The 24,371-nt window shown below is 72.0% G+C and carries 21 protein-coding genes; 16 read left to right on the forward strand and 5 right to left on the reverse strand.

The window, feature by feature from the left end:
* Positions 1-180: 180 nt before the first annotated feature.
* The gene (locus EUA93_RS21520) at positions 181-663 is read left to right on the forward strand and encodes a MarR family winged helix-turn-helix transcriptional regulator (RefSeq protein ID WP_242497268.1); all 483 of its coding nucleotides are present in this window, start codon (positions 181-183) and stop codon (positions 661-663) included.
* 4 nt (positions 664-667) lie between these two features.
* On the opposite strand, the gene ppgK is transcribed toward EUA93_RS21520, so the two are convergent.
* Positions 668-1,423: a polyphosphate--glucose phosphotransferase gene (gene ppgK / locus EUA93_RS06905; protein WP_129399451.1), complete on the reverse strand. Its 756-nt coding sequence runs from the start codon at positions 1,421-1,423 to the stop codon at positions 668-670.
* 122 nt (positions 1,424-1,545) lie between these two features.
* Here ppgK and EUA93_RS06910 point away from each other — a divergent pair, with 122 nt between their 5' ends.
* The 8 genes from EUA93_RS06910 to EUA93_RS06945 all read left to right on the forward strand — a co-directional run bounded on the left by EUA93_RS06910 (position 1,546) and on the right by EUA93_RS06945 (position 10,120).
* Entirely contained in the window at positions 1,546-2,196 is a 651-nt protein-coding gene (locus tag EUA93_RS06910) for a PadR family transcriptional regulator (protein ID WP_242497269.1), read from the forward strand.
* Positions 2,197-2,333: 137 nt separating this feature from the next.
* Positions 2,334-3,341 (forward strand): ATP-binding cassette domain-containing protein, encoded by a 1,008-nt coding sequence (locus EUA93_RS06915; protein WP_129399452.1) that lies wholly within the window; start codon positions 2,334-2,336, stop codon positions 3,339-3,341.
* Entirely contained in the window at positions 3,341-4,099 is a 759-nt protein-coding gene (locus tag EUA93_RS06920; RefSeq protein WP_129399453.1) for an ABC transporter permease, read from the forward strand. The genes EUA93_RS06915 and EUA93_RS06920 overlap by 1 nt, the downstream gene beginning before the upstream one ends.
* Before the next feature lie 189 nt (positions 4,100-4,288).
* Entirely contained in the window at positions 4,289-5,758 is a 1,470-nt protein-coding gene (locus tag EUA93_RS22265; RefSeq protein WP_129399454.1) for a fatty acid desaturase, read from the forward strand.
* A 33-nt stretch (positions 5,759-5,791) separates the two neighbouring features.
* Positions 5,792-6,364 carry a TetR/AcrR family transcriptional regulator gene (locus EUA93_RS06930; protein ID WP_129399455.1) on the forward strand — a complete coding sequence of 191 codons (573 nt, stop codon included), beginning with the start codon at positions 5,792-5,794 and terminating at the stop codon, positions 6,362-6,364.
* 9 nt (positions 6,365-6,373) lie between these two features.
* Positions 6,374-7,762 carry an MFS transporter gene (locus EUA93_RS06935; protein WP_129399456.1) on the forward strand — a complete coding sequence of 463 codons (1,389 nt, stop codon included), beginning with the start codon at positions 6,374-6,376 and terminating at the stop codon, positions 7,760-7,762.
* Positions 7,763-7,783: 21 nt separating this feature from the next.
* Positions 7,784-9,037, forward strand: coding sequence for a M15 family metallopeptidase (locus tag EUA93_RS06940; protein ID WP_129399457.1), 1,254 nt, complete (start codon positions 7,784-7,786; stop codon positions 9,035-9,037).
* 105 nt (positions 9,038-9,142) lie between these two features.
* A complete protein-coding gene (locus EUA93_RS06945) occupies positions 9,143-10,120 on the forward strand; it encodes an NADPH:quinone oxidoreductase family protein (protein ID WP_129399458.1) in 978 nt (325 codons plus the stop codon).
* A 1-nt stretch (position 10,121) separates the two neighbouring features.
* Here the strand turns inward: EUA93_RS06945 and EUA93_RS06950 are convergent, their stop codons facing one another.
* Positions 10,122-11,594 carry a hypothetical protein gene (locus EUA93_RS06950; RefSeq protein ID WP_129399459.1) on the reverse strand — a complete coding sequence of 491 codons (1,473 nt, stop codon included), beginning with the start codon at positions 11,592-11,594 and terminating at the stop codon, positions 10,122-10,124.
* 161 nt (positions 11,595-11,755) lie between these two features.
* On the opposite strand from EUA93_RS06950, the gene EUA93_RS06955 reads away from it, so the two are divergent.
* Both EUA93_RS06955 and EUA93_RS06960 read left to right on the forward strand, forming a co-directional pair.
* Entirely contained in the window at positions 11,756-13,699 is a 1,944-nt protein-coding gene (locus EUA93_RS06955) for a M13 family metallopeptidase (RefSeq protein WP_129399460.1), read from the forward strand.
* 171 nt (positions 13,700-13,870) lie between these two features.
* Entirely contained in the window at positions 13,871-14,920 is a 1,050-nt protein-coding gene (locus tag EUA93_RS06960; RefSeq protein WP_129399461.1) for a hypothetical protein, read from the forward strand.
* A 134-nt stretch (positions 14,921-15,054) separates the two neighbouring features.
* Here the strand turns inward: EUA93_RS06960 and EUA93_RS21525 are convergent, their stop codons facing one another.
* Complete coding sequence (locus EUA93_RS21525) at positions 15,055-16,845, reverse strand: collagen-like protein (protein WP_165355086.1); 1,791 nt, start codon at positions 16,843-16,845, stop codon at positions 15,055-15,057.
* A 120-nt stretch (positions 16,846-16,965) separates the two neighbouring features.
* Here EUA93_RS21525 and EUA93_RS06980 point away from each other — a divergent pair, with 120 nt between their 5' ends.
* From EUA93_RS06980 to EUA93_RS07000, 5 genes are all read left to right on the forward strand, one after another.
* The gene (locus EUA93_RS06980) at positions 16,966-17,760 is read left to right on the forward strand and encodes a 2-phosphosulfolactate phosphatase (RefSeq protein WP_242497270.1); all 795 of its coding nucleotides are present in this window, start codon (positions 16,966-16,968) and stop codon (positions 17,758-17,760) included.
* Between the two features lie 120 nt (positions 17,761-17,880).
* A complete protein-coding gene (locus EUA93_RS06985; protein ID WP_129399463.1) occupies positions 17,881-18,894 on the forward strand; it encodes an SGNH/GDSL hydrolase family protein in 1,014 nt (337 codons plus the stop codon).
* A 71-nt stretch (positions 18,895-18,965) separates the two neighbouring features.
* Positions 18,966-19,961 (forward strand): hypothetical protein, encoded by a 996-nt coding sequence (locus tag EUA93_RS06990; protein WP_129399464.1) that lies wholly within the window; start codon positions 18,966-18,968, stop codon positions 19,959-19,961.
* Complete coding sequence (locus EUA93_RS06995; RefSeq protein WP_129399465.1) at positions 19,948-20,448, forward strand: SigE family RNA polymerase sigma factor; 501 nt, start codon at positions 19,948-19,950, stop codon at positions 20,446-20,448. Before EUA93_RS06990 ends, EUA93_RS06995 begins: the two co-directional genes overlap by 14 nt.
* Before the next feature lie 50 nt (positions 20,449-20,498).
* On the forward strand, positions 20,499-22,658 hold the full coding sequence (locus tag EUA93_RS07000) for a RecQ family ATP-dependent DNA helicase (RefSeq protein WP_129399466.1): 2,160 nt from the start codon (positions 20,499-20,501) through the stop codon (positions 22,656-22,658).
* A gap of 38 nt (positions 22,659-22,696) precedes the next feature.
* Here the strand turns inward: EUA93_RS07000 and EUA93_RS07005 are convergent, their stop codons facing one another.
* Complete coding sequence (locus EUA93_RS07005) at positions 22,697-23,920, reverse strand: RNA polymerase sigma factor (RefSeq protein ID WP_129399467.1); 1,224 nt, start codon at positions 23,918-23,920, stop codon at positions 22,697-22,699.
* Positions 23,921-23,927: 7 nt separating this feature from the next.
* Positions 23,928-24,293: a YciI family protein gene (locus EUA93_RS07010; RefSeq protein WP_129399468.1), complete on the reverse strand. Its 366-nt coding sequence runs from the start codon at positions 24,291-24,293 to the stop codon at positions 23,928-23,930.
* Positions 24,294-24,371 lie beyond the last annotated feature (78 nt).

Genomic DNA, 24,371 nt, shown 5'->3' on the forward strand with positions numbered 1-24,371 from the left:
CGAGGATGGTGCGCGGAGTGGTTAGCGAGACTGGTTGCTAACCAAGTTACTTATCAAGTTAGCGGTACGATGTCGGCAGTGGCAAGCCGACCTCTCGCAACGACCGGTGCGACCGGGACGGGGTGGGCGTGCCGAGGGCATTCCCCGGATCGGAAGAGGTCGAGTAGTGCGAGGTCGTTCGTGACGGACCAGCAGGAGCCGGTGGCCCCGGCCTGGGTGGGTCGCGACCGCGAGCGCGAGCAGCCGCCGACGCTGGTGGCGCTGCGCGACCTGATCGCCGCAGGCAGCCGGGTCAGCCACCACGTGGCGCGCCGTGCGGGGCTCAGCGAGAGCGAGATGGTGACCCTCGAGCACCTCACCCGCGAGCAGATCGGGCCGGCCGAGGTGGCGCGCCGCCTCGAGGTGTCGACGGCAGCGGCCACGGGCATCGTCGACCGCCTCGTCTCGCGCGGACACGTCGAGCGGCGGCCGCACGAGGTCGACCGGCGACGGACCGACCTCCACATCACCGACTCGGGGCGAGCGGAGATCGTCGGCCACCTGATGCCGATGTTCCGCGGGCTCGACGCGCACGACGCGTCGTTCAGCGACGACGAGCGCGCCGTCGTCGAGCGCTACCTCCGAGGTGCGAAGGCCGCCATCGAGCAGGTGCTGGAGCCGTAGCCCGTCAGTCGGCCAGGCCGGCCTTGCGGTGCGCGACGAGCGCGGCGCCGACGATGCCGGCACGGTTCTGCAGCTTGGCCGGGATGATCTCGGTGTCGATCTCGATCAGGTGGCCGAACTTCTCCCACGACTTGCTGACGCCGCCGCCGATCACGAAGACGTCGGGGGTGAAGAGGCGCTCGAGGTGGCGGAAGTACGCCGTGAGCCGCTCGGACCAGGCCTCCCACGACAGCCCCTCGCGCTCGCGCGCGCTCGTGGCCGCGCGTGCCTCGGCGACCGCGCCACCGATCTCGAGGTGGCCCATCTCGGTGTTGGGCACCAGGACCCCGTCGTAGATCAGGGCCGAGCCGATGCCGGTGCCGAGCGTGATCACCATGACCACGCCCTTGCGGCCCTTCGCCGCGCCGTACTCCGCCTCGGCGAGCCCTGCGGCATCGGCGTCGTTGACGACGTGCACCTCGCGGTCGAGCGCCTCGGTGAAGATCGCGTCGGCGTCCTCGCCGATCCACGACTTGTCGATGTTGGCCGCCGACAGGACGACGCCGTGCTTGACGATGCCGGGCACGGTCACGCCGACGGGGCTCGAGGACGCCGGGAAGCTGCCGACGATCTGCGCGAACACCTCGGCGACGGCCCTCGGGCTCGCCGGCTTGGGGGTGTCGATGCGGACCCGGTCGTGCGCGAAGTCGCCGTGCTTGAGGTCGACCGGCGCGCCCTTGATGCCGGTGCCGCCGAAGTCGATGCCGAAGGGGTGCTTCATGGGCAACAACCTAGCGCCACGCCTCCAGCCGTGTGATCGCGCTCTCACCCTGGTGAATCTGCGGGGTCGGCAGAAACCGGACACCGCCGAGGTCGTCCCGCGGACGACCTACGATCCGGTGCATGGCCGTCCACACCACCCGCATGCTCCTGCTGGGCGCGGTGGCGATGTTCGAGCCGGTCAACGGCTACCAGATCCGTCGCGAGCTGGTCTCGTGGCGCGTGGACGAGTGGGCCAACCTCGGCCCGGGCTCGATCTACAGCGGCCTGACCACCCTGGAGAAGCTCGGTCAGGTCCGGCGCCACGACCTCAGCGACGACGGTCGTGACGTCGCGGTCTACGAGATCACCGAGGCCGGCCGCGGGGAGCTCGCCCGGCTCCTCGGCGAGGGGCTCGAGACGGTCACGCTCTTCAGCTCGGTCGGCTTCCACGCGGCCTTCGGGATGCTGCCGCTGCTCTCGCGCGAAGTCGCGCTGCGCCACCTCGAGGTCCGGCTCCACGAGATCGACCGGTCGCTCGAGGCCTGGGACCCGGGAGCCGGGGACCAGGCACCCCCGCACGCGGTGCACGGCGTACGACTGTGGCTGGCCGCCCTGGGCGAGGAGCGCACCTGGGTCGCCGACACCGTCGGCCGGCTCCGCGACGGCGAGTTCGACCTGGCCGGCGAGCCCTGGCGGTGGGTGCCACCCGTGGACGACCCCGGTCGCCAGATGGGCGTCGACAGCGAGCGCTACCGCGACCTGCTCCGTCGTACGTCCTCGCGCGACGCCTGATCGTTCCCCCGGTCCTCCCCATCCCTCCCCCGCGGCCGCTGGCCGGGTGTCGGTGGGCGGTCGCAGAATGCGGTTGCGGGCGGACGGGCGACCGCTGCACACTGATGTTCAAGTTTGAACAGACGACGGGGGAGCTCATGATCACAGCGCGAGGACTCGTGCAGACCTTCCACACCCGGGTGGGGAAGGAGAAGAAGGAGGTCCGCGCCGTCGACGGTGTCGACCTCGACGTGGCCGAGGGCGAGGTCGTCGGCTTCCTCGGGCCCAACGGGGCCGGCAAGACCACGACGCTGCGGATGCTGACCACGCTGCTGCGCCCCGACGCGGGCACGGCCACGGTCGCGGGGTACGACGTGGTGAAGGAGTCGGCCCAGGTGCGTCGCTCGATCGGCTACGTCTCGCAGGCCGGTGGGGTCTCCTCCGGTGCGCGGGCCGGCGAGGAGGTGATGGACCACGGGATGCTCTACGGCCTCTCGCAGAAGCAGGTCGAGACGCGCGGCAAGGAGCTCTTTGCCCAGCTCCAGCTCGACGGGCTGTGGGAGCGGATGCCGAAGAACATGTCGGGTGGCCAGAAGCGCCGTCTCGACATCGTGATGGGGCTGATCCACGACCCGACGCTCGTCTTCCTCGATGAGCCCACGACCGGCCTCGACCCGCAGGCGCGGGCCAACCTCTGGGAGCACATCGCCCGGCTGCGCACCGAGCGCGGCGCGACCGTCTTCCTGACGACGCACTACCTCGACGAGGCCGACGCCCTGTCCGACCGGATCGTCATCATCGACCAGGGCCGGATCGTCGCCTCCGACACGAGCGACAACCTCAAGGCGCAGGTCTCCGGCGACCTCGTGACCCTCGAGGTCGCCGCCGATCAGGTGTCGCTCGCCGCGGAGAAGCTGGGCTCGGTCGCCCAGTCCGTCGAGGTCTCCGGCACCCACGTCTCGGGCCGCGTGGCCCGCGCCGGCCGCGTCGTACCCAGCCTGCTGCGCGAGGTCGAGGCAGCCGGTGTCGCGCTCGAGTCGATCGAGGTCCACCGCCCGACGCTCGACGACGTCTTCCTCACCCTCACCGGCCGCTCGCTGCGCGACGCCGAGTCCGAGACGCCGGCGGACGAGTCCGCCGCGTCGACCGAAGGAGCCAACGCCTGATGTCCACCTTCCTCAGGGAGACCTACATCGTCTTCCGCCGCCAGCTCCGGATGAACCTCCGCAACCCGGCCTGGGTGATCATCGGCGCCCTCCAGCCGATCCTCTACCTGCTGCTCTTCGGGCCGCTGCTCAAGCCGCTCGTCGCGCAGTTCGGGGCGACCAACGCCTACACCTTCCTCGTCCCGGGCCTGCTCGTGCAGCTCGGCATGTTCGGGGCGTTCTTCGCGGGCTTCGGCCTGATCGCCGAGTGGCGCGAGGGCGTCGTCGAGGCGGAGCGGGTCACGCCCGCCTCGCGCACCGCCCTGCTGATGGGCCGGCTGATGCGCGACCTGCTCCAGCTGCTCGTCCAGGCGCTGATCCTCATCGGGCTCGGTACGGCGATGGGCATGCGCCCGTCGTGGGGCGGGGTCGTCGCCGGGGTCGGGATCACCGTGCTCGTCGGCGGCGCCTGTGCGGCCGCGTCCAACGCGCTCGCCCTGACCACCAAGTCCGAGGACGTGATGGCGCCGGTGATCAACATGGTGATGATGCCGGTGCTGCTGCTCAGCGGGATCATGCTGCCGATGACCCTCGGCCCCGCGTGGCTCGAGCGGCTGAGCGACTTCATGCCGTTCCGCTGGATCGTGGACGGCGTACGCAGCTCGTTCGCCGGCGACTTCGCCGCCAGCGGAGTCATGTGGGGCACCACCTGGGCCTTCGCCCTCTTCGCCCTCGCGGTCTGGTGGGGCACCGCGACGTTCCGCAAGGAGAACGCCTGATCGTCGTCTTGTCTGCGGGGCGGTCACCGGATATCCGGTGACCGCCCCGCTTCGTCACCCAGATCCAGGCCGACAAGCGGGAGTCTCACCGGATATCCGGTGACTCCTGACTTGACAAACACGCACCTCTTGTCAAACTGCTTTACAGATCCTATGGTCTTGTAAACCCCATGGCAGGAGGTCAGACAGATGGCCGGCTACCCCACGCAGGTCCCCACCCGACTCGCCCCCAGCGGCACGGTGCCCGAGGGCACGACCGAGCTGTGGAAGGACCGGAAGCGCTACCTGTGGCTGATCGGCCTGGTCGTGCCGAGCCTCGCGTTCGTCGCCTTCGGCGGCTACCTGGCCACCGGCTGGTCGGTCTGGTTCTGGGTCGGCCCGATCGTGATCCTCGGCATCGTCCCGACGATCGACCTCGTCGCCGGCCTCGACCGCTCCAACCCGCCGGACGACGTGATCGAGGCGCTGGAGCAGGACCGGTACTACCGGTGGATCACCTACCTCTTCCTGCCGATCCAGTACGCCGGCTTCCTCGGCGCGATGGCGGTCGTCGGCGGGTGGAGCGTCTTCGGCGCCCTCGACTCCATGCCGCTGTCGGTGGTCGACAAGGTCGGGCTCGCCATCTCCATCGGTTGCATCGGCGGCATCGGCATCAACACCGCGCACGAGCTCGGCCACAAGAAGGAGGCCAACGAGCGCTGGCTCTCCAAGATCGCGCTCGCCCAGGTCTTCTACGGCCACTTCTACATCGAGCACAACCGCGGCCACCACGTCCGCGTCGCCACCCCGGAGGACCCGGCGAGCTCGCGGCTCGGTGAGAACTTCTACCAGTTCTGGCCCCGCACGGTCGGCGGATCGGTCAGGTCCGCCTGGCGCCTCGAGAAGCGTCGCCTGGCCCGCCGCAAGCAGAGCCCGTGGCGCCTCGACAACGACGTGCTCAACGCGTGGTTGATGACCCTCGCCCTGTGGGCCGTCGTGGTCGTGGCGTTCGGCGTCGAGGTGCTGCCGTTCCTCGTCGTCCAGGCCGTCGTCGGCTTCTCGCTGCTCGAGGTCGTCAACTACATGGAGCACTACGGCATGCTCCGCCAGAAGGTCGGCGAGGGGGACCGCCGGCGCTACGAGCGGGTCCTGCCCAGCCACAGCTGGAACTCCAACAACATCGCCACCAACGTGCTGCTCTACCACCTGCAGCGCCACAGCGACCACCACGCGAACCCGACCCGGCGCTACCAGACCCTGCGCGACTTCGAGGAGAGCCCGGTGCTCCCCACCGGCTACGCCGGCATGATCGTGCTCGCGATGGTGCCCTTCGTCTGGCGCCGCGTGATGGACCAGCGCGTGGTCGACCACTTCGGCGGCGACGTCTCGCTGGCCAACATCAGCCCGCGCAAGCGAGCGGCGTACCTCCAGCGCTACCACGGTGTCGACCACGAGGTCGCGGTCGGCGCCGACGGCGCGGTGGTGACCGCGAAGGAGGTCCTTGCCGCGCGCTGCCCGAGCTGTGAGTACGTCTACGAGGTCGCGGCCGGCGACGAGCACGAGGGCTTCGCGGCCGGCACGGCCTGGGCGGACATCCCGGACGACTGGTGCTGCCCCGACTGCGGCGTGCGGGAGAAGGTCGACTTCGTCCCCGTCGAGCCCGAGCGCTCGGTCGCCTGACCACCGTCCGGGTCGGCTCCTAGACTGGCCGTCATGGAGGCGACCACCCGCGACCGCATCGTCGCGGCGGCCGTCGAGATGACCACCTCGTCGGGCTGGGCGGCGGTCACCATGGCCCGGCTGGCGGAGGCCGCGGGCGTCAGTCGGCAGACCGTCTACAACGAGGTCGGCTCCAAGCCGGCGCTCGCGGAGACGATGATCCTCGACGAGCTCGCCCGTTTCCTCCGGGCCGTCGAGGAGGCGTTCGACGCCGAGCCCGACGACCTCACCCGCGCCATCGAGCGCGCGGTCCGTGACGTGCTCACCTATGCCAGCGCCAACACCCTCCTCCACGCCGTCGTCAGCGCCACCCACGGCGCCGACACCGAGCTGCTCCCGCTGCTGACGACCAACGCCGCCGGTCTCCTCGGGGTGGCCAAGGAGGTCATCGGCCTCCGCGTCGCGCCGTACCAGCCCAGCATCGACCCCGACCACCTCGACGCAGCGATCGACATGGTCGTGCGTGTCGTGCTCAGCCACGTGATGCAGCCCTCGGCCTCACCTGAGAGGACCGGCGCCGACATCGCGTGGCTCGCCGGGCAGGTGCTCACCGGCAAACGCCCCTAGTCTTCGTTCGTGACTGGAGCTGCCTGGGGTACGCCGACCGCGCGCGGGATCGTGGCGGCCGCCACCCTCGGGTCGGGGCTGACGCTGCTCGACGGCACGGTGGTCAACGTCGCGCTGCGGACGGTGGGCGAAGACCTCGACGCCTCTCTGGTGCAGCTGCAGTGGATCACCAACGGCTACTTCCTCTCCCTTGCCTCCCTGATCCTGCTCGGCGGATCGCTGGGCGACCGGCTGGGGCGCCGGCGGGTCTTCGTGATCGGTACGGTCTGGTTCGCGCTGGCCTCGCTGCTGTGCGGCATCGCGCCGACCGCCGAGGTGCTGATCGTCGCGCGCGTCCTGCAGGGCATCGGAGGCGCGCTGCTCACGCCCGGCAGCCTGGCGATGATCCAGGGCGCCTTCCGCGCCGAGGACCGCAGCCGGGCGATCGGCGCCTGGTCCGGCCTCGGCGGCATCTCCGCCGCGCTCGGCCCGCTCGTCGGCGGGCTGCTCATCGACCACGCCTCGTGGCGCTGGATCTTCCTGATCAACCTGCCGCTCGCCGCGGTGACCGTCTGGCTGGCCCTCCGGTGGGTCCCCGAGACGCGGGACACGCGCGCGCTCGACCGGTTCGACGTGCCGGGGGCCGCGCTGGCCTCGCTCTCGCTCGCCGGGATCACCTGGGCGCTCACCGACGCGGGCGGGTCCGCCACCTGGTGGGCGGCCGGCATCGGGGTCGCTGCGGCCGTCGGCTTCATCGTGGTCGAGCGCCGCACGCACGGGCCGATGGTCCCGCTCGGGCTCTTCACCGACCGCACCTTCAGTGCCGCCAACATGATGACGCTCGTCGTCTACGCCGCGCTCGGCGCGATCCTCTTCTTCCTCGTCCTCCAGCTCCAGACGGTCTCCGGCTACAACGCACTCGAGGCCGGCCTCGCGACGCTGCCGATGACGCTCTGCATGCTCTTCCTCGCCGCCCGCGGAGGCGCGCTGGGGGAGCGGATCGGCCCGCGCATCCCGATGACCTTCGGGCCGATGGTGATGGCCGCCGGCACCCTGCTCCTCCTCATGGCCGGCCCCGATGCCGTCTACTGGCGTGACGTCGCCCCGGGCCTGACCGTCTTCGGCCTCGGCCTGGCGCTGATGGTCGCGCCGCTGACGGCCACCGTCCTGGCCGCCGCCCCCGACGAGGTCACCGGCATCGCCAGCGGCATCAACAACGCCGTCGCGCGCGCCGGGTCCCTGCTCGCGGTCGCCGCACTCCCCATGGCCGTCGGTCTCTCGGGCGACGACTACCGCGACCCGGGCGTGTTCGACGCGTCGTACAGCACCGCGATGGTGATCTGTGCCGTGCTCCTCGTGCTCGGCGGGCTGGTCTCGTGGTTCACCATTCCCCACCGGGTCCGGACACCGGACGCCTGAGGCGTCGCTAACCTGACGAGCATGCGCGTACGACGGGGGGCGGGGGTGGCGACGGCCGTCGCCCTGACCCTGCTGCTCGGGGCGTGCAGCGGCTCGGCCGCACCGGAGGACGAGTCGCCGACGTCCGCCGGCAGCAGCGACGTACCCACCGACGAGCCCACCGACGAGCCCAACGGCGAGCCCAGCCCGTCGGCCGGCGAGACGCCGTCCGTCCCGGTCGCGGACCCGGCCCACGCGGTCGATCCACCGGGCGCCCGCGAGGGGCGGCTGTGGAGCGCCGACATCCTCGTGCAGTGGGACAAGCCGCTCGACGACGCGCTGGTGAAGCAGATCGAGCGCCTGAAGGGCGTCGCGCACACCGAGCGCATCGGCCTCGGCCAGGTCAGCCTGGAGAACCGAGTCCTCACCGTCGCCGCCGTCGACCCGGGCGCCTACCGACACTTCGCGCGCGCCGACGTCGCCGACTTCCAGGAGGGCTGGGACCGGGTCGCGGGCGGGGAGATGTCAACCACCCAGGCGGTCTCGAAGCGGCTGGCCGACAAGGCCGGGTCGATCCGCCTCGGCAACGACGACGGCGCGCCGACCCTGCACGTCGGCGCGCTCACGCCGCAGGTCCCGACCGTCGACATGGTGGTCAACACCGCCTGGGCCGACGACATCGAGATGGCCACCGACAACGGCCTGCTGATCTCGACCGACGACGCCACGCCCGCCAGCATCCGCAAGCCGCTCGAGCGCCTCGTCGGCAAGGGCGCGTCGGTGCAGATGCTCGACGTCGCCTCGCGGCTCGGCCTCGACCCGGACGCCAGGCTCACCGCCATCCCGACCGGGAGCACGCTCGGCAGCGTCGTGGGCACCTACACCTACCGGGTCGCCGGGGGCCAGGTGCAGCCCGACCCGGCCTGGGTCGCGGCCAACATCCGCACCGAGGCCGTCCCGATCCTCGGCAGCGTCACCTGCCACAAGGACCTCTTCCCCCAGCTCCGCGCGGCGCTCCTCGAGGTCCAGCAGCAGGGCCTCGCCGACGAGATCCACGTCGGTGAGTACGCCGGCTGCTACTACCCGCGGTTCATCGCCAACACCACCTCGCTGTCCAACCACGCCTTCGGCCTCGCCCTCGACCTCAACGTCCCGGGCAACCAGCGCGGCACCGTCGGTGAGATGGACCGCAGCGTCGTCGCGATCTTCAAGCGCTGGGGCTTCGCCTGGGGTGGCGACTGGCGCTACACGGACCCGATGCACTTCGAGCTCGCCGAGGTGAAGCGGGTGGGCTGAACGAACCTGTGCACCCGAGTCTCCCGGTTGTCGGCCGAGATCTGGGGGGCGAAGCGGGGCGGTCACCGGATATCCGGTGACTCCCCGGTGGTTAGGGTCGCAGCCATGAAGGCAGTCCAGGTCGTCACGCTCACCGGTCCCGGCGACATCGAGGTGCGGGAGGTCGACCCGCCGCAGCCGGGCCCCCACGACGTGCTGGTGGAGGTGCACAGCGTCGGCATCGCGTTCCCCGACCTGCTGCTGAGCCGCGGGGAGTACCAGTTCAAGCCGGAGCCGCCGTTCACCCTCGGCGTCGACTTCGCCGGCGTCGTGATCGACCCCGGCCACCCCGAGTCGAGCGGCTTCACCGCGGGCCAGCGCGTCGCGGGGGTCAACCTCCACGGCGGCGCGGCCGAGCAGGTCGCCAACCCGTCTGTCTTCACCTTCGCGTTGCCCGACTCGATGTCGTACGACGAGGGCGCGGCGCTGCCGATGAACTACCTGACCGCCCTCTTCGCGCTCGAGGAGCGCGGCGGCCTCCGCGACCGCGAGACGGTCCTGGTCCACGGTGCGGCCGGCGGTGTCGGCACCGCGACCATCCAGGTGGCCAGGGGCCTCGGCGCCCGGACCATCGCCGTGGTGAGCACGGAGGAGAAGGCCGCCTTCGCCCGGGCGGCGGGCGCCGACGAGGTCGTCATCGGCCCGGACTTCAAGGACGCGGTCAAGGAGCTCACCGGCGGCAAGGGCGTCGACGTGGTCGTCGACGTCGTCGGCGGCGACGCCTTCACCGACTCGCTGCGCTGCCTGGCCGAGCAGGGCCGGGTCCTGGTCGTCGGGTTCGCCGCCGGCCAAGGCATCCCCGAGGTCAAGGTCAACCGGCTGCTGCTCGGCAACACCGACGTCCGCGGCGTCGGCTGGGGCGCCTACGCCATGGCACGGCCGGGCTACATGCAGAAGCAGTGGCACCGGCTCGCGCCGATGATCGAGTCGGGCGTCGTGAAGCCGCCGATCGGGGCGACCTACGACCTCGCCGACTTCGGGCGGGCGCTCGTCGACATGGACGAGCGCCGCACCCTCGGCAAGTCGGTCGTGCGGGTCTGCTGACCTACTTCTTCACCTTCACGTCGGTGACCGCGAAGCCGTAGCCGTTCCTCGTCGCCTTCACCGACACCTTGCCGGGCTTGCCGGCCTTGATCGTGAGCGTGCACTTCCCCTTGCTCGTGGTGGTGCACGAGTCGCCGCCGCCCTTGACCTTGACGCCACCGACGCCGTCACCGGCGTCGGTCACGGTGAACGTGACCTTCGTGGGCTTGCCGACCCTGGCCGAGCCCTTGGCCTTCAGGGTCAGGCCGGGGTTCACGATCCGCGAGAAGACCGCGCGGGACGTGACGTCGTTGACGAGCACGGTGCCCTGGTTGAGCGAGGCGTCGACCGCGATGCTCCACAGCTCCGACGCCTTTGCCGGGGACGTGAGCTCCTGCGCCGTGCCGAGGCCGAAGCCCTGCGGGGACGTGCGCAGGGCGAACGCGTCGTTCGCGTCGTTCGTCCAGGCCAGCCACATCCGTCCGGACACCCCGGTCGACAGCGACACGTAGCGGGCGCCCTTGCTGTCCGGCACCTTCACGACCTTGCTCGACCCGACCTGCCAGAGGCCGATGCCCTTCGCGGTGGGGTAGCCGAGCTTGTAGGCCAGGACGACACCGCCGCCCGGGCGGGCGACGACGGCGACCGCCTGGTCTGCGGCGAGGGAGTCGCCACCGACGCTCGAGCCCGGTGCCTTCAGGACGGGCCCCGCGGTCGGGTAGACCTGCTGGACGAAGATGCCGTTGTTGGGCTCGCCGGTGCCGTTGGAGTACCACGTCATCCAGATCGCGTCGCCGGAGTTGACCAGCTGGGTGTCGTACAGGCAGCACGCCGGTGCCGTGTAGGCGCTGTCGTCGGCGGCCGCGTTGACGACGCCGGGGTCGGTCGTCGCGATGTCGCCGACGCGGTAGCGGATGTCGGAGTTGATCGTGCCGACCGTGACGGGCGTGCCGTTGGACAGCGTGGTCGCGCCGACGCCGTACCCGGAGTAGGGAGCCGTCGACTTCGTCAGCGCGTGGGGCTCGATGGTCCAGACCCCACCGCTCGCGTCGCTCACGGTGTCGTAGCCGTAGCCCTGCGAGTAGAAGTTGGCGCTGTTGGTGTCCTGGAGGCCGCTGAAGACCAGCCGCAGGCCTCCCGACGCGGTCGCGAGCAGCTCGGGGTTGGCGATCAGGGAGCCCCAGGTGCCCAGGACGTTGCTGTGGCCGATGACCTTGCCGCTGGTCGAGAGGGTGCTGTGCTCGTAGCTGTCGGCGGTCCCGACGTCCTGGACGTAGACCGCGTGGAGCACGCCGTCCGCGGTCCGCGTCGTGGTGATCTCGGAGAGCGTGCCGACCGCGCCCGTCGACACCTTCGTCCAGCCGCCGCCGGCCATGGCCGACCGCTCGGCGGGCGGGGCCGCACCACCGGCGGCGACACCGGCCGAGGGCGCGAGGGCGGCGGCGACGAGGCCGCTCGAGGCGAGCAGCGCGAGTGCGCGCGGACGTACGGACATGGGTGATCTCCCCCGGGTGGCGTGGTGAGCGACGATGTGGTCGGCACCACACTCCACCCGCGGACGGCGTGGCGGCGATGGTGCTGGCACCCCGGTCTGGACCGGCACGAGCGCCCGACGTGGCACGCCCGGCTTGGGGAGGATGACCTAGGGTCGAGCGCGTGACGATCCTCGACGCTGCCCGCGAGGGCATGAACCTCGACATCCGCCCGCAGGACGACCTCTTCGGCCACGTCAACGGACGCTGGCTGGAGGACACCGAGATCCCCTCCGACAAGTCGAGCTGGGGTGCCTTCGTCGCCCTCGCCGACGACGCCGAGCAGCAGGTGCGCGACATCATCACCGAGCTCGCCGACCGGCCCGCCGACACCCTCGACGACGACGAGCGGCGCATCGGCGACCTGTTCGCCGCGTTCATGGACACCGAGGCGATCGAGGCCAAGGGCCTGCGCCCGGTCCAGGGCCTGCTCGACCGCGCCCACCACGTGTCCGACCTGACCGAGCTCGCCGCCTTCCTGGGCATGTTCGAGCGGATCGGCGGCCCCGGCCTCTTCGGCTCCTACATCACGCCCGACCGCGCCGACGCCTCGCGCAACATCGTCTACCTGGCCCAGGGCGGCCTCGGCCTGCCCGACGAGTCCTACTACCGCGACGAGAAGTTCGCCGACATCCGGGAGAAGTACGTCGCCTACCTGACGACGCTGCTCACCCTCAGCGAGCACCCCGACCCGGCCGGCGCGGCGGCGCGCGTGCTGGCGTACGAGACCCGGCTGGCCCAGGGCCACTGGGAGGCCGCGGAGACGCGCGACGTCCAGAAGACCACCAACCACAAGAGCCTGGAGGAGCTGGTCGAGCTCTGCCCGGCCTTCGACTGGAACACCTACGTCACCGGCCTCGGCGGCACCGAGGAGATGCTGCGCACCTCCATCGTGATGCAGCCGGACTTCTTCTCGCACCTGTCGACGGTGCTCGAGGAGACGCCGATCGAGACCTGGCGCGACATCCTCCACGTGCGCATCGTGCGGAGCTCCGCGCCGTACCTCCCGGACCCGTTCGTCGAGGCCAATTTCGACTTCTACGGCCGCACCCTCAACGGCACCCCCGAGCTGCGCGCCCGCTGGAAGCGCGGCGTCGACTTCGTCGAGGGCTGCGTCGGCGAGGCGGTCGGCAAGGTCTACGTCTCGCGGCACTTCCCGCCGGCGTCGAAGGAGATGATGGACGAGCTGGTCGCCAACCTCGTCACGGCCTACCGCCGCTCGATCGAGGCGCTCGACTGGATGGGCGAGGACACCAAGCAGAAGGCCTACGACAAGCTCGACCGCTTCTACCCCAAGATCGGCTACCCGACGGAGTTCCGCGACTACTCCGCGCTCACCACGACGCCCGACGACCTGATGACCAACGTCGCCGCCGCGAGCGCCTTCGAGACCGACCGCCAGCTCGAGAAGGTCGGCCAGCCCGTCGACCGCGACGAGTGGCTGATGCTCCCGCAGACCGTCAACGCCTACTACCACCCGGGCACCAACGAGATCTGCTTCCCGGCCGCCATCCTCCAGCCGCCGTTCTTCAGCCCCGACGCCGACGAGGCCGAGAACTACGGTGGCATCGGCGCCGTCATCGGCCACGAGATCGGCCACGGCTTCGACGACCAGGGCGCGCAGTACGACGGCGACGGCAACCTCCACGACTGGTGGACCTCCGACGACAAGTCGGCCTTCGAGGCCAAGTCGCAGGCGCTCGTCAAGCAGTACGACGGCTTCGAGCCGCGCAACCTGCCCGGCGAGCACGTCAACGGCAGCCTCACCGTCGGTGAGAACATCGGCGACCTCGGCGGCCTGACCATCGCCCACAAGGCCTATGTCATCAGCCAGGGCGGCGACGCCTCGGCCGACGACCGGCGCACGCTGTTCCTCAACTGGTCCCACGTGTGGCGCACCAAGCGCCGCAAGGAGCAGGAGGTCCAGTACCTCACCATCGACCCCCACAGCCCCGCCGAGTTCCGCGCCAACATCGTGCGCAACCTCGACGAGTTCCACGAGGTCTTCGACACCCAGCCCGGCGACGGTCTCTGGCTCGAGCCGGAGGCTCGCGTCCGCATCTGGTGACCCGCCCTCGCCCGTGAGTCTCCTGGAGACTCACGAGCCAGCGCCGCGATCAGCCGCGCCGCTACCGAACAGTCGTGTCCCGAAACCTGCTGGCGACGACCTGACTGTTCGGTAGCTCGGCGCTGTGGAGAGGTGGAGCGGGCGTACGCCGTCCTGCTGCAGGCTGCGACGGTGGCCAGGCACCGCTGGGACCCCGTCGCACCCCGGGTCGTCGTCGTGCACCCACGTCGGGTGGGGGACGGGCTGACGCCGGGGCAGGCCCGAGGGCCGGGCTGGGTGCGCACGGGATCGTCGCTCTACGTCCCGAGCTCGGTCGATCGTGACGTCGCCCAGCAGCGGATCGTGGAGGAGTCGGCATGCCTGCCGGCGACGGCCGCCATCACCGGGTGGGCCGCCTGCCTGCTCCACGGGGCGGCGTGGTGTGACGGGCTGGCGACCGACGCGACGACCAGGCTCCCGATCGCCGTCGCGGTCGGGACGCGAGGCGGCGTCCGTCGCCGTCCCGGACGGGTGATCAGCTTCGAGGCCCTGCCCGAGTGGGAGGTCTGCGAGCGCTACGGCGTCCGGGTGACGCGCGTCGAGCGGGCGACCTTCGACGAGATGCGGCGCCACGACTGCCGTGAGGCGCTCGTCGTCCTCGAGGCCGTGCTGGCGGCCCGTGTCACCTCCCTGCAACGCTTCGCGGCGTACGCCGACGCCCACCGCAGTGCCCGCCGGTCCGAGGTCGTGCGCTGGGCGCTCCTGCGAGCGCGCGGGCGTGCCCGGTCACCGATGGAGGTCCGCGTCCGCACGATCGCGGAGGAGGACGCCGGCTGGCCGCGACTGCTGGTCAACCGGGTCGTCCAGCGCCTCGACGGGGCATCGGTCGGGGAGGTCGACCTCGTGGCCGTCGACCTCCGGGCTGCCATCGAGGTCGACGGCGCCGACCACCGCTCGTCGGGTCAGCAGGCCTGGGACATCACGAAGGAGGAGGGCCTCAGGGACGTCGGCTTCGAGGTCGCGCGCGCAACCGGAGCGCAGGCGCTCGACCCGTCGACGCTGGCCGCCCGCCTCGTCGCCGTACGTCTGCGTGCCGAGGCGCGCGCGCCGGAGTCGGACGAACGCCGGTGGCGCCTCAGGGGCGTGGACGACGACCTCGAGGCCTGGCTCACCGAGCGCGAGGAGACCGCGACGTTCTACGAGAACCTCCCGGACGCCGTCGACCTCCCGGAGGTGGGGTGAGTCTCGTGGAGCTACCGAACGGTCGTGTCCCGATCGGCGCTGGTGACGACCGGACTGTTCGGTAGCGCCGGGGGCAGACCTCTCGCCCGTGGATCTCGGAGGGACCCACGGGCGAGGGGAGAGGGGTACGCCGCTCAGCTGGCGACGGTGACGCAGACGACGCTCAGGCTCAGGAGCTGGGCGTTGCCGATGTTGAGGCCGGTGGCGCCGAGCGCCGTGAAGGCGGTGTCGCTGGTGCGGCTGACCTGGGTGAACAGCCCGGTGAGCAGGCCGAGAGGTGCGTTGAAGGTGGCGGAGGCGGAGATGGCCTTCTTGCCGCCGGTGCAGCCCGCGGACACGGTGCCGGTGCCACCGAGGCCGCCGATGCTGATCGAGTCGGTGACGACCTGGAAGCCGCTGAGGCCGGGCAGGCCCTGGAGCCCCTGGATGCCCTGAAGTCCCTGGATGCCCTGGTCGCCCTTGGCGCCGGCAGCACCCACGGCTCCGGCGGCCCCGGTCGCGCCGGTGAGTCCGGGCAGTCCCTGGTCGCCGGTCAGGCCCTGGATGCCCTGGAGGCCCTGGTCCCCCTTGGCGCCCGCCGCCCCTGCCGCTCCCGTGAGACCGGTGAGTCCGGTGAGGCCCTGGATGCCCTGGTCCCCCTTGGCGCCGACAGCACCCACGGCGCCAGCGGCACCCGTCGCGCCGGTGAGTCCCTGGATGCCCTGCTCGCCCGCGAGGCCGGTGAGTCCTTGGACGCCCTGGATGCCCTGCTCGCCGATGAGTCCTTGCAGTCCTTGGAGGCCGCGCTCGCCGATGAGGCCTTGGATGCCCTGGATCCCCTGGATGCCCTGCTCGCCGATCAGGCCCTGGAGTCCTTGGAGGCCGCGCTCGCCCTGCTCGCCCGTGAGCCCGGTCAGGCCACGCACGCCCTCGAGCCCCTGGATGCCCTGCACGCCGGGGATGCCCTGGAGACCCTGCTCGCCGACGAGGCCCTGGAGACCCTGGAGGCCTTGGAGCCCGGGAATGCCCTGAAGACCCTGGATGCCCTGGAGCCCGGTGAGTCCGATCAGGCCCTGCACACCCTGCTCGCCGACGAGGCCCTGGAGGCCCTGCAGCCCCTGGATCCCCTGGATGCCCTGCTCGCCGGTGAGTCCGGTCAGGCCGGCGACCCCCTGGATCCCCTGGAGGCCCTGCTCGCCGGTGAGGCCGGTCAGTCCGGTGAGTCCCTGGATGCCTTGGAGGCCCTGCTCACCGATGAGGCCCTGCAGTCCCTGGAGGCCCTGCTCACCGATCAGTCCCTGGATGCCCTGGATCCCCTGGATGCCCTGCTCGCCGATCAGGCCCTGGAGTCCCTGCAGTCCCTGCTCGCCCTTGTCCCCCGTGAGTCCGGTCAGGCCGCGCACGCCCTCGAGTCCCTGGATGCCCTGGAGCCCGCGGATGCCCTGCAGCCCCTGCTCGCCCGCGATGCCCTGGAGACCCTGCAACCCCTGGAGGCCGGGGATGCCCTGCAGTCCCTGGATGCCCTGGAGCCCGGTGAGTCCGATCAGGCCTTGCACACCCTGCTCGCCGACGAGGCCCTGGAGACCCTGCAACCCTTGGAAGCCGGGGATGCCCTGCAAGCCCTGGATGCCCTGGGCGCCGGTCGCCCCGGCGGACCCGGGCGCGCCGTCGAGGCCCGCAGCCCCGGTCACCCCGGTGGCCCCCGTCGCGCCGCTGGCTCCCGGCGCACCGGTCGCGCCCGTCGCGCCCTCGAGCTTCTGCCGCGTGCCGGCGGCGAGGTCGCGGAGCGTGAGCGAGCGGTTCTTCACGTCGGCGGACGTGATGGTGCCGTCCTTGATCTGCGCACCGGTGATCAGGATCGACGCAGTTGCGCCGGCTCCGGCCGAGACGGTCAGGGCGGCGACGATGGCGGCCACCGCCAGGGCGGTGCGGGATGGTGCCTTCACGAGTGACTCCGAGGATGTTGCGTAGATCTGATGTAGATGTCGAGAGTAGATAGCGACCCGATCGAGCGCAGGAGATTCAGAATTTCCCTCTCGGTGCCCGCGTGGTTGTTGAATGTCGGGGTGACGCTGCCGGGCCACGACCAGTCCACCTATCGGCTCCGCCTCGAGTGGGGTCCGACGGGCGCCGACGCCGTGCCCGCGGACTACGCCGTGGTGGTCGACGTGCTGTCGTTCACCACCACGCTCAACGTGGCGCTCGAGCGCGGCATCGAGGTCTTCCCGTTCCGTTGGAGGGACTCGCGCGCCGCCGAGCACGCCATGCGCCACGGCGCGACCCTGGCCGTCGGCCGGTTCGAGGCCAAGTCCCGCGGCGATGCCCGCCACGTGTCGCTCTCCCCGGCCAGCCTCTCCGAGGTCGAGGGCATCGAACGCCTCGTGCTGCCCTCGCCCAACGGCTCGACGATCGCCTTCGCGCTGGCAGACTCCGGGGCGCAGGTCGTCGGGGCGAGCCTGCGCAACGCGGGTGCGGTCGCCCGGTGGCTCGCGCCCAAGGTCGCCGACGGCGCCAGCGTGGTCGTCGTACCTGCGGGGGAGAGGTGGTACGACGACACGCTCCGGCCCGCGGTCGAGGACCTGTGGGGCGCCGGTGCCGTCCTCGCCGCCCTGGACGAGGAGGTCGAGGCGAGCGCCAGCCCGGAGGCCAGGATGGCGATCGCCGCCTTCGAGGCCGCCGTCCTCCCGCTCGACCTGCTCCAGTGCGCGAGCGGTCGCGAGCTGGCCGACGCGGGCTTCGTGGCCGACGTCGAGATCGCCGCGCAGCACGACGCCAGCGACGTCGTGCCCGTGCTGGTCGGGGAGTCGTTCCGCGACAGCACCACACTCGCGCCGCGGGGCTCGCACCTGCGGCGGATCTGAGCCGACGGGCCGGCGACCAGCGGGCGAGCAGTCGGTCCGACACTGGCTACCGGCGGGTCACTTCCCTAGTGTGAAGGGGACCACACTCGGGTGGTCACTCATCTCGGAGGTTCTCGGACCATGCACATCTCACCTCGGTGGGCGATGCTCGGTGCTGCCCTGGCAGCCCTCTTCTCGCCCCTCCTCGTCCAGCCCGCCCAGGCGGCGGCGCCCGTCTACGTCGCCCTCGGTGACTCCTACTCCTCGGGCACCGGCACCCGCTCCTACATCGACGACGGCACGGAGTGCATGCGCTCCACGCAGGCCTACCCGAGCCTGATCGCGGCCGGCCGCGGCTACGAGCTCAACCTCCGCGCCTGCTCAGGCGCGACCATCCCGGACGTCACCGGCACCCAGCTCAGCGCGCTCAGCGCGGCGACGAGCTACGTCACGATCTCGGTCGGCGGCAACGACGCCGGCTTCGCCGACGTGCTGACCGAGTGCGCGCTGCCCGGCTGGGCCAGCGACTGCGACGGCGCGATCGACGGGGCGCAGGCCTTCGTCGACGGCGCGCTGCCCCCGCAGCTGGCGAGCCTGTACGCCGACATCCGCGGCCGGGCACCCTCGGCGCAGGTGACCGTGGTCGGCTACCCGCGGATCTTCATGGGCGAGGACTGCAACGCGCTCACCTGGTTCTCCCCGGAGGAGGAGGCGCGGCTCAACGCGATGGCCGACCTCATCAACACGCGCACCGCCTCCGCCGCCTCGGCCGCAGGCTTCCAGTTCGCCAACCCGACCAACGCCTTCATCGGCCACGCGGTCTGCGACGACCCGGAGTGGCTCAACGGCCTGTCCAACCCGATCTCGGAGAGCTACCACCCCAACGCGCTCGGCCACGCCAACGGCTACACGCCGGTCGTCAGCGCCGTGACCGGCCTCGCCCTCACGGTCACGCGCGAGCTCGAGGCGACGTCCGACGCGACGGCGGCCGACCAGGCCGCGCTCCAGCGCCAGTACGCCGCCGCCGACCGCACGATCGAGCCCGACGAGTTCGTCGCCCCCGACCTGACCACGCCCGCGATCCGCAAGGCCGCGCGCCAGGCGGGCGTCGACCTCGACCGCTTCATCGCCCGCAGCGAGCGCGCCGCGCGCTGACGGAAGACGGACCCGCGGAGGTCGGTCCCGACCCATGACAACCTGACGTCGTCCCGACACGTCGAGGGAGCATGAGTCCAGAGATCGACCTCCGCGACCGGCTCGACCACGAGCTGGACCACCTGCCGTCCCGTCCGGCCGGCCACTACCTCCAGCAGGGGCGCCGCGTGCGCCGTCGTCGCCGCGCGATCGCGGCCGGCGCGATCGCGGCCGTGTCCGTGGTCGCGGTCCAGGTGCTCGCCCCCGGCGGCGACGACCGGCAGGGCTCGGTCGCCCAGGAGCCGACCGGCGTCGTGGAGCCGACCACCGTCGAGGAGCCGACCAGCGTCGCGTCGCCGCTGCCCGACCTGTCGACGGACCCGGACTTCGTCGCGCCCGAGCCGAACAACCCCGTCGAGGCGGTCCCGTGGTCCGAGGTCGCCGACGACATCGACTGGTTCACCACCGACGGCATCCCGCAGTGGGCCCAGGAGTACGGCAGCCACGGCCCGGTGCAGCTGCTGGCGGACGGCCGGCTGTGGGTGGCACCCGACGCCACCATCCGCCGCATCGTCGTCGACCCCATCCTCGGCGGCCTCGACGGGGCCACGGCGTCGTACGCCGTCGAGGCGGAGTACGACGGTGCGCCCACCAGCTTCCTGAGCGGTGTCGTGTGGGTGCTCCTCTCCACCGACGGCACCGGCAGGGGCGGCGGGAGCATGGACGAGCCGGGGCGCTGGACCGACGACTTCGAGCTCTGGGTGGACGACCAGACCTCGCTGGAGCAGGGCCGCCCGTCCTTCGTCGAGCGGCTGGCGCACTTCGCCGACGGCACCTCCGACGTCCTGGTGCCGGGGGCCGACGGGGTCGAGATCGTGCGCCAGGTGCAGGACCCCGAGGTCGACCCCATGTGGGAGCCCGGCACCCGCGAGGCGGCGGCCGAGGTGAGGTGGGCCGGCACGACGTGGTTCGTCCAGGCGTCCGACCCGCGCGATGGCGGGGCCTGGTACATCCCCTACGACGGTTCCCGCTACCGGGACTTCGACGACTTCCTCGACGAGCTGGCGGGCGCGGATGAGCGAGCGTGACGAGTCCTTCGTCGAGTTCGTGGCGTCGCGCCAGGCCACGTTGCGCCGCATCGCGTACGCCGTGTGCCGCGACGACGCCCGTGCCGAGGACGTGCTGCAGGAGGCGTTCGTGAAGCTCTACCTCGCCTGGGCCCGGGTGGAGGGCACCGGCCGCGAGGAGGCCTACGTCCGCCGGATCATCGTCAACGCCGACCTCGACCAGCGCCGCCGGCCGTGGCACCGCCGCCGCTCCTCGGTCCCGCTGGAGCTGGTCGACGGACCGGAGCGGTCCGGTGCGTCGACGGAGGACCGGATCGAGCTGCTCGCCGAGCTGCGCCGGCTCCCGCAGATGCAGCGCCGCACCGTCGTGCTGCGCTACTGGCTGGGCTTCTCGGTCGAGGACACCGCCGCCGAGCTGGGCATCAGCGAGGGGACCGTGAAGAGCCACTCCTCGCGTGGCCTGGCCGCGCTCCGCGCACGAGTCGGGCTGCCGGCCGACGTCGGCTGAGCTGTGGACGCAGCGAGCGAGCCGTCGGTGGCGGTTGGTAGACAGGGGGCATGACCACCGCGCCAGCCGTCACCGACGACGTACGCCACTCCTCCCGGGAGGCCGCCGAGCGTCACCTGCGCGCGCTGGTCGGACGCGACGACGCGTCCCTGCGCGAGGACCAGTGGTCCGCCATCGAGGCCCTCGCCGTCGACCGCCGGCGCGCGCTCGTCGTCCAGCGCACCGGGTGGGGCAAGTCGGCCGTCTACTTCGTGGCCACCAAGCTCCTGCGCGAGGGTGGAGCCGGCCCGACCGTGATCGTCAGCCCGCTGCTCGCGCTGATGCGCAACCAGATCGCCGCCGCCGAGCGCGCCGGCATCCGCGCGGTCACGATCAACTCGACCAACATCGACCAGTGGCAGGTCATCCAGGACCAGATCCACGCCGGCGAGGTCGACGTCCTGCTGGTGAGCCCGGAGCGGCTCAACAACCCGGGCTTCCGCGACGAGGTCCTGCCCCGCCTGGCCGCGACGTGCGGCCTCCTCGTCGTCGACGAGGCCCACTGCATCTCCGACTGGGGCCACGACTTCCGCCCCGACTACCGCCGGCTGCGCACGCTGCTGGCCGAGCTGCCGTCCGGCATCCCCGTCCTCGCCACGACCGCGACCGCCAACGCGCGGGTGACCTCCGACGTCGCCGAGCAGCTGGGCGTCCACGCGTCCTCGACGTCCGAGGACGGGGCCCAGGTCCTCGTCCAGCGCGGCACCCTCGACCGCGAGTCCCTGCGCCTGGGGGTGGTCCAGCTGAAGACCCCCCAGCAGCGGCTGGCCTGGCTGGCCGACCACCTCGCCGAGCAGCCGGGCTCCGGCATCGTCTACTGCCTGACCGTCGCGGCGACGCAGGAGGTCGCGGGCTACCTCCGCGACCGCGGGCTCGAGGTCGCGGCCTACTCCGGGCAGACCGAGGCCGACGAGCGGCATGCCCTCGAGCAGGCGCTGGTCGACGGGCGGGTCAAGGCCCTGATCGCGACGAGTGCGCTGGGGATGGGCTTCGACGCGAGCCTCGGCTTCGTCATCAACCTGGGAGCGCCCGCCTCGCCGGTGGCCTACTACCAGCAGGTCGGGCGCGCCGGTCGTGGCACCGACGACGCGACGGTCGTGCTGCTGCCCCAGATCGAGGACCGCGACATCTGGGCCTACTTCGCCTCCCTGGGCTTCCCGCGCGAGGAGCAGGTGCGCGAGACCCTCGCGGCGCTGGCCGAGTCGGACCGCGCGATGTCGACCGCCACCCTGGAGACCCGGGTCGAGCTCGGCCGCAACCGCCTGGAGTCGATGCTCAAGGTCCTCGACGTCGACGGGGCGGTGCAGCGGGTGCAGGGCGGCTGGGTCGCGACCGGCCGGCCGTGGGCCTACGACGCCGAGCGCTACGCGCGCGTCGCGGAGGCTCGCGAGCGCGAGCAGCAGGCGATGCTCGGCTACCTGCGCACGACCGAGTGCCGGATGCGCTACCTCCGCGAGCAGCTCGACGACGTCGGTCCGGACGGGCGGGCCGACGACTGCGGGCGCTGCGACAACTGCGGCGGGCTCACGCTCTCGACGTCGGTGAGCGAGGCGGCCGTTGCGGAGGCCGGCGAGCGGCTGTCCCGGCCGGGGGTCGTGCTGGAGCCACGCCGGATGTGGCCGACCGCCCTGGCCAACCTCGGCCTCGACCTCAAGGGCAAGATCGCCGACGGCGCCGAACCCGGGCGCGCGGTCGCCCGGCTCACCGACCTCGGCCACGGCCAGGCGCTGCGCGCGCTCTTCCGCGAGGACACCCCCGACGGCGCGGTCCCGCCCGGCCTCGCGCAGGCCGTCATGGACGTGATGAAGGACTGGTCGCCCGAGTGGAAGGCGCGACCCGACGCGATCGTCGTCGTCGAGTCGGCGTCCCGACCGATCCTCGGCCGCGACCTCGCCGACGGGCTGTCCCGGGTCATGCAGATCCCGATCGTCGGCACGTGGTCGATCCGCGACGACTCCGTCCCGCCGCGGGCGGGTGCGTCCAACTCCGCCCAGCGCGTCGCCGCCGTCCGGCGCCGGGGCGGGCTCGACGCCCAGGTCCCGCCCGGTGCCACGGTGCTCCTCGTCGACGACCAGGTCGCGACCGGCTGGACGCTCACCGTCGCCGCGACCGCGCTCCGTGCGGCCGGGGCCGCGGCCGTGCTGCCGCTGGTGCTCGCCACCCAGGGCTGACGCCCGCGCGGCGGGCCGGTCGGACCCCTCAGGACCCGTCAGGACCCGTCGGACAACGGCCGACGGTGGAGCCGGGTGGTGAGCAGCCGCCGCTCGGCGTCGTTGGTGGTCAGCTCGAGCGCGCGCCGGTTGGCGACCGCGGCCTCGTCGACGCGGCCGACGGCGCTGAGCAGCTCGGCGCGGGTGGCGTGGAAGAGGTGGTAGCCGTCGAGGGGTACGGCGAGCGGCTCGAGGCCGGCGAGCGCGTCGAGCGGACCGACGACCTGGGCTCGCGCGACGACCTGGTTGAGTCGCACGACGGGCGATGCGTCCCACCTCGCCAGCTCGTCGTAGAGCAACGAGACCTGCAGCCAGTCGGTCTCCGCCCAGCTCGCCCCCGTGGCGTGCACGGCGGCGATGGCTGCTTGCAGCTGGAAGCGGCCCGGGCTGCCCAGCGACGCGGCCCGCTCGATCATCCGCTCGCCCTCGGCGATCGCGTCGTGGTCCCACAGGGACCGGTCCTGGTCGCGCAGCAGGACGAGGTCGCCGTCGGAGAAGCGTGCCCGGCTGCGGGCGTGCTGGATGGTGAGCAGCGCGGCGAGTCCCCAGGCCTCTGCCTCGTCCGGCAGCGCGGTCGCGACCACGCCCGCGAGCCAGACCGCGTCCGCGGCCAGGTCACGGTCCTGCGTCGGACCGGTCGAGGAGACGAACCCCTCGTTGAACATCACGTAGACCACCGCCAGGACGTCGTCGAGGCGGGCGCCGAGGTCGGACTCGGCCGGCACCGTCAGGCTGATGCCCGCGGCGACGACCTTGCGCTTGGCGCGCACGATGCGCTGGGCCAGCGTCGACTCGTGGGTGAGGAACGCCCGCGCGATCTGCGGGGTGGTCAGGCCGACCACGGCACGCAGGGTGAGGGCGAGCCTGGCGTCCGGCGCGAGCGCCGGGTGGCAGCACGCGAAGAGCAGTGCGAGGCGGTCGTCGGTGTCGCCCACCTCGACGTCGTACGCCGGCGGGGTGGCGCGGTGCGCGAGTGCACGCTGCCGGTCGCGCAGGCGCATGCCGTCCATGGCGTTGCGGGTGGCCGCGACCTGGAGCCAGGCGCCGGGCCGGTGCGGGGCGCCGTCACGCCGCCACGTCGTGAGCGCCTCGACGACCGCACCCTGCACCGCCTCCTCGGCGAGGTCGAAGTCGCCGAAGCGGCGGGTCAGCCGCGCCACCAGCGGGCCGGCCTCCTCGCGCAGGGTGCGCGCGAGGAGGTCGTCCGTGCTGGAGGTGGTCACGCGAGGCTCACTCGAACTGGGTGTAGTCCTCGACCATCGGCCGGATCTCGACGGCGACGCCGGGCAGGTCGAGCATCGGCCAGGTCTTCACCACCGCGATGGCGGCGTCCATGTCGGCGACGTCGATCACGCTGAAGCCGCCGATCACCTCCTTGGCCTCGTTGAACGGACCGTCGACGACGACCGCTCCGGCCGGGTCGTGCCTCACGGTGGTGGCGGTCTCGACACCGAGCAGCTCGGCGCCGGAGTCGGCCATCACGCCGGCGTTCTCCCCGAACCACTCGTAGACCCGCTGGTAGATCGCCTGGGCGGCCTCGGGGTCGGCACCCGCTGCCAGGTCGGGGCGGGAGGTGTACATCAGGACGTACTTCATGGCTCGTGCCTCTCTGTCGCGGCCCCGCGTCCCGGGGCCCGTCACCACCTCGTCGCCGCCCACCGCCGGAGATCGACA

This window comes from Nocardioides oleivorans, from assembly GCF_004137255.1.
Taxonomy (GTDB): domain Bacteria; phylum Actinomycetota; class Actinomycetes; order Propionibacteriales; family Nocardioidaceae; genus Nocardioides; species Nocardioides oleivorans.